Raw genomic sequence first — 8,135 nt, 5'->3', positions numbered from 1 at the left:
ACGGGCCAGCGGTCCGGCGGCGAGCGGCGGCTGCGGCCTGCACTGGGTGTCCAGGAGGGATCGCTGCCCGGCGGTCAGGGCGCCCACCGGGACGTTCGACTCCAGCAGCGCCAGCCCGGCGGCGGCCCGGCCTACCGTTCCCGCCAGGGCCACGGTGTCCCCCGGCCGGGCCCCGGAGCGCAGGACGGGCGCCTTGCCGTCAAGAGTCCCCAGGATCGCCACACTGACCGCCAGTTCGCGGCCGCGGCCGAGGTCGCCGCCGGCCACCGCGCAGGCCGGAGCCCCCAGGCCCCTGATGCCGGCCACGAGGCCGTCCGCGAAATCCTCCACCCAGGAGACGAGGGTCTCCGGCGGCATGGTCAGGCTGACCACAACGGCCGTGGCCCGGGCGCCCATGGCGTTGATGTCGCTGAGGTTTTGCGCCGCGGCCTTCCAGCCGACGTCGTACCCGGTGGTCCGGTAGCCGTTGTTCCATTCGAGCCGGAAATCCTGGTCCGCCACTTGGGTGTCGATGCTCACCACGGTCCGCCCGTCCGGCGCGGCGACAATCGCGGCGTCGTCCCCCGGCCCCAGCAGCAAGTACGACGCCGCCGCCGGTCCGCCATTGGGCTGCGGAATCGTGAGCCGCGGAAAGATGCGTCCCAGCAGCTGGGACTCCGAGAGGCCGGCGACGGTCAGTGCGGCGTCCGCGGGCAGGGCATCGGGCACAGCGGTTTCGGGCACAGCGGTTTCGGGCACAGGTTCGGGCACAGTTTCAGGCACAGCCCTACGCTACCGCGAGGGACTGACACGAGCGCTCCGGAGGGTTCGAGGGAACCCTCCGGCCCGTCAGTAGGTCAGGGTCTGGCATCCCAGTGCGGATACCCCGGTCCGCAGGACCCCGGCCCCGGCGCTGGAGACACAGACCGTGTACTTGCCCCGGGCCTTGATGGGGAGCGCGGCCCGGTAGCCGTGATTACCTCTCACGTTCAGTGCCCGGTTCACATCCAGCCGGTAGATGTTGGCCGTGACACCGTAGCTTTTGGAGCTCGAATCCGGAGACTTCACGGTGACGCGGACCGGAACGCTCTGGCTCGTGAAGCCCGGATCCATGGCCCAGCCGGTCGCCACGATCGATCTATTGGTGCTGGTCCCGGACAGGCGGGCGGTGTCGAGGTAGCCCCGCACCGGGGCGGCAGGCTGCGCAACCACATCCCGGCAGCCGAGCAGTGTGTTGCCCGCACTCAGCGGGCTCACGGCAATGCCGTAAGCGCACACGTGGTAGCGGCCGGACAGGGTGATCGGGATGCTGTTCTGGAATCCGTGGCTTCCGGTCAGCGAAAACGCGGCATTGACGTCCGGCCGGGTCCCGTTCGCGGTGAAGGGGTAGCCCTTGGTCTTGCCGTCCGGGCCCGTGACGTAGATATGCACGGCGTTGGAGGCCGCCGGTGTACCGGGTTCGTACGTCCAGCCGGACGCCGTGATAACCGCCGACGGCGTCCTGGTCTGCACCACAATGGAGTCCACGTAGCCGACCGGCCGCGCAGCAGGGGTCGCCGTAGCGTTCACGCAGCCCAGGAAGCCGTTGCCCTTGGTCAGGGTCGCGACCGCGATTCCGGTGGCGCAGACGCGGTACGTACCGGCCTTCGTTACGCTCAGGGATGTCTGGAACCCGTGCGAACCGGCGATCCCCATGGCGGCATTGACGTCGCTCCGGGCAGCGTTGGCGGTGGTGGTCACTGACTTGGTGCTGCCGTCGGGCGCCGTGACACTCAACTGGACGGGGATCGAGGCCGACGGGACGCCGGCGTCGAAGGACCAGCCTGCGACGTCCAGCCGCGCCGAGGACCCGGCGTTGATGAAGGCCACGGAGTCCAGGTATCCGGTGGGCGGGTCACTGACAGCCACCGGGACATTGCGGCAGCCCAGGGTGGTGTTGCCGGCAGCAAACGGGGCGACGGGGATGGCGTAGGCACAGACCCGATAGGTGCCGGTCCCGGTCGCCGGGACGATGACCGCAAACCCGTGCGCGCCGCTGACCCCCAGGGCCTGGTTGACGTCCGGGCGCTGCAGGTTGGCGGTAAAGGCCTGGCCGGTGGTGGCCCCGGATGGAGTGGTCACGTAGACGTGAACCGGGATGGACGCGCCTGCCTGGCCGCGGTCCACGGCCCAGCCCCGCAGTTTGATGGACGGTTTGCCGGACACCATGGCGGTGCTGACCGCATCGAGGGATCCCTCGGGTGCGGGAGTGCCGGCCAGGGTGAGGGTCCGGCAGCCCAGCGCTGTGTTGTCAAAGATGCCGATTGCATAGGCGCAGGCTTGATACTGTCCGGCCGCTTTGACGGTGATCGACTCCTGGAAACCGTGGTTTCCGCTGATGCCCAGCGCCGCGTTGACGTCGGCGCGCGGCTTGTTCGCGGTGAAGGCGTGTCCCGTCGTCGTCCCGTCAGGTGCTGTGACGTACACGTGCGTCTGGGTGGAGGTGGAGGCCGCCGCCGGATCCACCGACCATCCGCGGACGTTGAGGGTGGCGCCGGACGAGGTGACCGCGAGGGCTGCGCTGTCGAAGGAGCCCTTCGCGGGCGCACCCGGCGGACGGATCGTCACGGTGGCCGCGGTGTTGCTGACAGCATCAATAGAGACCTTGGTGCCGGCGTGCGTTGTGAAGGTCTGGCCGGCCTGCCAGGCCTGGGTGTTGCTGTAGTAGCCGTTGAAGGCGGTTGCCCGGGTATTGGGAGGAAGCAGGATCGAGGAGTTGCCTCCGCCCTGCTGGGTGATCTTCACACCGCGGTTTCCGTCCTGCGCAATGACGGAGTCGTAACCGACCGGGGTGCGGAGTTCCAGGAAATAGACCTCGCCGGATTTCGGGTCCGTGAACTTCGCTGCGCGGCTGGCACCTGCTCCGGCCCAAGGCTTGAGGTTCACCGTGCGGGGGGCGGATACCGTGCCCAGGTTGGCGATCTCGTTGCCGTTGCCGAACCGGCCCATTTCCCAGAAGCTGGCGCTGATTTCCGGCATGAGGTCGAAATGCGAGATACCCATGAGATCCAGGTTGTCGCCGTAGGTCTTGATGCTGCAGGTAGCATCCGCGAACCCGGCGAACGGCCCGGAAGCCACGTCCATGGCGCCGCTGCCGCACAGCAGGCTGTTGGCATGGTCCATGCCGAGGGCGTGTCCGAATTCATGTGCCAGGACCGGCGTGGAGAGCCGGCTGTTCTGCGGCATCAGGATGCGGCCGCCAATGTTGCCGTTGCTGTAGGTCATTCCCGCGGCGCCGTTGGTGAGGTAGGCGCCGGGGATGAACATGACCAGCGCCGTGTAGGAACTCTGCGTCCAGCCCAGCTCCTGGGAGACGATGTCCACGATCTGCGCCGGCGACTGTTTGGAGGTCGCGGCGGACTTGTGCAGCTGGCGCGAGGAGGCCAGCGCAATGTCCACCCGGCCCGCGGTGGCGTAGGCCCAGTAGCGGTTAGCGGCGCTGAGCGAGGCCTTCGCAGCAGCCATGGGTACGGCCGCGTCCGTTTCGGCTGCAGTCTTGTCGGCCAGCTGCACCGTCACCAATGTGGTTTTCAACGTGCCGGCCAGCGGCGCGCTGACGTAGGTGTACTCGGACTTTGCCCTGCCTGCGGGAGGTTCCGGGCGCACAAAGTCATCCACCTGCGGCTGCGGGCTCGGGTCCGACACCGCCGGCACCGTAACAGTCTGCATGGCAGCCGACGGCACGGAACCTGTCGAAACGGCTGCCGACGGCGCCAGTGCGCCGGCGGACAGCTGTCCGGCGGCCGGCACCTCGACAGCGGCCACGGCGGCCTGCGGCAAGGTTGCTGCCAGCATCACGGCGGCAATCATGGTTGCCGCTATGTTTAGTTTTCGCAAGATTGCTCGCTTAGGGGTGAGACCGAAGGTGGAGACCTGTGGTGGGAGCGACGTAAGTTGCCTATAGCATAAACGGCAATCCACATCTGTCACCCCAGTAACTTTGATCTCCAAAATCACAACTGCATCACGCATTCTTTTGTGCAAGTTTTGGCGCAGTACCGGCGCACCATTTCGCCACCCGAAAACCGCGTGCCAAACTCTTAGCCGTGCCTCCTTCCGTCGCCACGGTGAATACCGCCACCCGCAGGGTGCTCGCCGTCGCCGTCGGAGGCCTCCTGCTGTGGCTGATCATCGCCCTCCAACTGTTCGTCAACGTGGACCCGCTCAGCGTGCACCGGACGGACGCCGTCATCATGCTGGGCGGCGCGGCGTCCGAGCGCCTGCCGGTGGCGCGCCGGTTCCAGGCCGAGTTCCACGTTCCGGTCCTCGTGATCTCGCACACGGACACGTTCGGCAACCGGGCGGCGGATGAGGCGTGCAATTCAGCCGCCTTCCCCAACGCGGCCGTCATCTGCTTCCGGCCCCCGGACCTGGACACCCGCGGCGAAGCACTGGCAATCTCCGGCCTGGTCAAGGCCAACGGCTGGAAGTCCGTCACCGTAGTGACGTCCAGCTATCACCTCACCCGTGCGGGGCGCCTGATTGGTCAGTGCACGACGGCGGACGTACAGATGGTTGCCTCACATCCGGACCTGGATTTGGGCCAATGGTTGCGGCGGTTTGTGATCGAAACCGGAGGATTGATCGATGCTTCCTTGCGGCCGGAATGCGCCAATCAGTGAGCGGAAATGTAACAATTGAACCTCAACCGGCCGAACTGGTCAGCCGGTTCGGGCATCTGACCCAGGCGAGGAGGACACGCTGGAACACTCTCCCGACGGCCCTGCCCCGCTGGTTCTCGCGCCCCGCCATCTGCGCAGGCGGCGCATGCACGCCGAGATCGCAGACACCCTCCTGGTGCCCTGGGCGGAGCCAGTACCGTATAAGGAACCGTCTGCCGAGGCTTCGGCCGAGCAGGATGCCCCAATTGTGGATGCCGGAACAGAGGACGCACGGGATCGGGACACTGCAGGCCCGGCCGCTGAAGCTGCGGCCCAGGCTGCCGCTATCCGCGAAAAAGAAGCCCAGCAGCTCATCCGGGCCGCATCATATCGGCGCAAACGGCGTGTGGCGTTCTTGGCCGTGCTCTTCGTTGTCATCGCGGTGCCGGCCATCGCGCTTGCGCTTTTCTTCGGCTGAACCCGGGCCAAAGACCTTACCAACCACTCGCACACCCTTGGGGAATAACCATGCACAGCATCATGCCGATCTTCGGGACCAGGCCGGAAGCCATCAAGATGGCGCCGATCGTCAGCGCGCTCCAGGAGTCTCCGCTCTTCCGCTGCATTGTGACGGTCACCGGGCAGCACCGCGAGATGCTGGACCAGGTCAATGAACTCTTCGGCATCGTCCCGGACCACGACCTCAACATCCTGCAGCAGGGGCAATCCCTCTCGGCCATCATGACGCGGACCATCGACGGTCTGGAGAAGCTCTTCGCCGGCACCCGGCCGGACGCCGTCGTCGTCCAGGGCGACACCACTACCTCCACCGCCGCGGCCATCGCGGCGTTCTACCACGGCATTCCTGTGATCCATGTCGAGGCCGGCCTGCGCAGCGGCGACCTGCTCTCGCCCTTCCCGGAGGAAGCCAACCGCAAGGTCACGAGCCAGATTACCCGCCTGCACCTGGCCCCCACCTCCACGAGCCGGGAAAACCTGGAAAGAGAAGGCATCAGTCCGGAGGACATCGTGGTGACCGGCAACACCGTGATCGATGCCCTCCTCACCACGGTGGACAAGCAGCTCCCCTTCACGGACCCCCGGCTCGAAGAACTGGACGCGAGCGGCCGCCGGATCCTGCTGGTCACCACACACCGGCGCGAAAACCAGGGCGAATCCATGCGCAGCGTGGGGCGGGCGCTGGCCCGGATCGCCGACGCCGAGCCGGACCTTGTCATCGTGCTTCCCGTCCACAAGAACCCGGTGGTACGCGAGGCCGTGCTTCCCGCGCTGGAGGGCAAGGCCAACGTCCTGGTGACCGAGCCACTGGCCTACGGCGAATTCACCCGCCTGCTGTCCCGGGCGCACATCGTCCTCACGGACTCCGGCGGAGTGCAGGAGGAGGCCCCGAGCCTTGGCAAGCCGGTTCTGGTGATGCGAGAGAACACCGAGCGGCCCGAGGCCCTGGAAGCCGGCACCGTGAAGCTGATCGGCACGGACGAGGAGCGGATTGTCACCGAGGTGAGCAACCTCCTGCATGATTCCGCGCACTTTGCCGCCATGGCAAACGCAGTGAACCCCTACGGCGACGGTAAAGCTGCCGCCCGCACGGTGGCGGCCATCGAGGAGCTGCTTGGCGTCGGCTACCGGACCGCGGAGTTCAGCGGGGCGTAGGCGCACGGCCCGCACCGGGTCCGGACCCCGGACGGCGAGTCGAATCAGGTCGATCATTCGTGGAAGAATGAGTGTTCAGCGGGCAAGGATGCGGGTTGGCAGAATTGCGTTCTTCTACTGCAGCTCTGGCTCCCTTGGATTCTGACCGGATTCCGCCACGATGCCAGGGGGTGCAGATGGACCGCAGGACCTTTCTCACCGTCCCCCTCGCCGTCGGCGCCGCCGCCCTGGCGGGGTGCACACCGGATACGGCACCGGGGCCCCGACCGCCGGCCGCCCCGTCGACGTCGCCGAAGCCCGGTGCTCCTTCCACACCAAGTCCGTCCGCGCCAATTACCCGCCGGCCCCGGCCCGGCTATGCCAGCAAGGGCATCGGCATGCCCCGGTTCGACGGGTTCGGCCTCGAGGAGCTGAATTCGCTGGACTTGGACTGGTTTTACAATTGGGGACCGCGCTACCCGCCCCTCCGGCCAGCTTCGGCCCACACCGCTGAATTTGTGCCGATGATCTGGGGGCGGGGTTCCTTGGAGCGGAAAGGCATTGAGCAAGTGCGCTCCGAGGTGCCGTGGACGGGGGCCAAACACCTCCTCGGCTTCAATGAGCCCGACCACGAGGGCCAGGCGGACATGTCTGCCAGCGCGGCCCTCAAGCTGTGGCCCCAGCTGGAACGTTCCGGTCTCAGGCTCGGGTCTCCGTCGCCTGTCCAGGCCCTCGGCGATTGGCTCAAGCGGTTCATGGATGGTGCCGCCGCCAAGGACCTGCGCGTGGATTTCGTCACAATGCATTCCTATGCGGGGCCCCGTGCAGACTCGTTCCTTAGTACGGTGCAGAAACTGCATGAACGCTACGGGAAACCGATTTGGATCACCGAATTCGCCGTGGCCGACTGGAAAGCCACGACGAAGTCGCCCTCCCGGTTCACGGAGAAGGAGATTCTGGCGTTCATGAGCGAGACCGTCGCCGGGCTCCGGGAGATGCCCTTCGTGGAGCGCTTTGCCTGGAAAACACGGGCTCATGACGATCCCATCATGGGCGCCTCCGCCCTGTTCCGGAGCAACGGATCCCTGTCCCCCACAGGCGAGCTTTACCGGTCGCTCTAGGGCCCGTCTCCACCCAACGGCGTGGACCGCTGCAGGTTGCGCAGAAAACTGCGTATTTCCTGTGTATTACCGGGGCATTCCCGGGTATCCAACCTGCTAAGTTGACTTCAGCCACAACTGAATCAGAGACCACACAGGCCAGAGCAGTCACGTTTCGTGGCCGCCTTTTGTGCGCGGAATCCGCAGGGACGCACTGGCGCCTGGCCTTCCCATCTCTGCACCAGTGGTGGAGCCCCCCATCAACTTTTCACGAATGGAACTCATGGAACGCCGTAGGTTTCTCACCATGCCCCTGGCCGCGATGGCAGCGCCGGGCGCCCTGTTCGCCGCCAACGCGGGATCTGCCCAGGCTGCCGTCGCCCCGACCGCCATCCCAACCGTCCCGGCCATCACCAGTCCCGCCAACACCCTCAAGGGTTTGGGGCATGGCGGCAAGGACGCCCTGGCGCTCCAGCAGATCAATAGCCTCAAGCTGAAGTGGCACTACACGTGGGGCTCACACCCGAACGTCGCTACGACCACGCCCTTTGTCCCCATGATCAAGAGCGCCAGGACCCTGCTGGAGCAGGATGCCATCGGCTACGTCACCCGCCAACTGGCCGAGACGAAGACCAAGCACCTCCTCGGCTTCAATGAGCCCGACCACGAGGCCCAAGCCAATATGTCCGTGGACCAAGCCATCAGTCTGTGGCCCAGACTGCAGGCAACCGGGCTACGGCTTGGGTCCCCGGCTACCACGGGG

At 66.5% G+C, this 8,135-nt stretch carries 7 protein-coding genes; 5 read left to right on the top strand and 2 right to left on the bottom strand.

All coding sequences use genetic code 11. The features are described from left to right. A partial coding sequence (locus tag Y706_RS26635; protein ID WP_043436592.1) for a thiamine-phosphate kinase occupies positions 1-696 on the bottom strand: 696 nt, incomplete at its 3' end. A 132-nt stretch (positions 697-828) separates the two neighbouring features. Continuing rightward, positions 829-3,828 carry a hypothetical protein gene (locus tag Y706_RS27590; RefSeq protein WP_052355114.1) on the bottom strand — a complete coding sequence of 1,000 codons (3,000 nt, stop codon included), beginning with the start codon at positions 3,826-3,828 and terminating at the stop codon, positions 829-831. A 236-nt stretch (positions 3,829-4,064) separates the two neighbouring features. On the opposite strand from Y706_RS27590, the gene Y706_RS0119775 reads away from it, so the two are divergent. From Y706_RS0119775 to Y706_RS0119755, 5 genes are all read left to right on the top strand, one after another. Further along, entirely contained in the window at positions 4,065-4,640 is a 576-nt protein-coding gene (locus Y706_RS0119775) for a YdcF family protein (protein WP_253906848.1), read from the top strand. A gap of 145 nt (positions 4,641-4,785) precedes the next feature. After that, positions 4,786-5,097 carry a hypothetical protein gene (locus tag Y706_RS0119770; RefSeq protein WP_028277949.1) on the top strand — a complete coding sequence of 104 codons (312 nt, stop codon included), beginning with the start codon at positions 4,786-4,788 and terminating at the stop codon, positions 5,095-5,097. 50 nt (positions 5,098-5,147) lie between these two features. Beyond that, positions 5,148-6,293, top strand: coding sequence for a non-hydrolyzing UDP-N-acetylglucosamine 2-epimerase (gene wecB, locus Y706_RS0119765; protein ID WP_028277948.1), 1,146 nt, complete (start codon positions 5,148-5,150; stop codon positions 6,291-6,293). Between the two features lie 377 nt (positions 6,294-6,670). Next, positions 6,671-7,393 (top strand): glycoside hydrolase family protein, encoded by a 723-nt coding sequence (locus Y706_RS26620; protein WP_043436583.1) that lies wholly within the window; start codon positions 6,671-6,673, stop codon positions 7,391-7,393. Positions 7,394-7,646: 253 nt separating this feature from the next. Further along, positions 7,647-8,135, top strand: a 489-nt coding sequence (locus tag Y706_RS0119755) for a glycosyl hydrolase (protein WP_253906847.1), incomplete at its 3' end; no start/stop codon positions are given.

This window comes from Arthrobacter sp. I3 (assembly GCF_000520575.1).
Lineage (GTDB): Bacteria > Actinomycetota > Actinomycetes > Actinomycetales > Micrococcaceae > Arthrobacter > Arthrobacter humicola_A.
The sequence above is the reverse complement of the archived record's forward strand: the minus strand, read 5'-3'. Positions and strand labels throughout refer to the sequence as shown.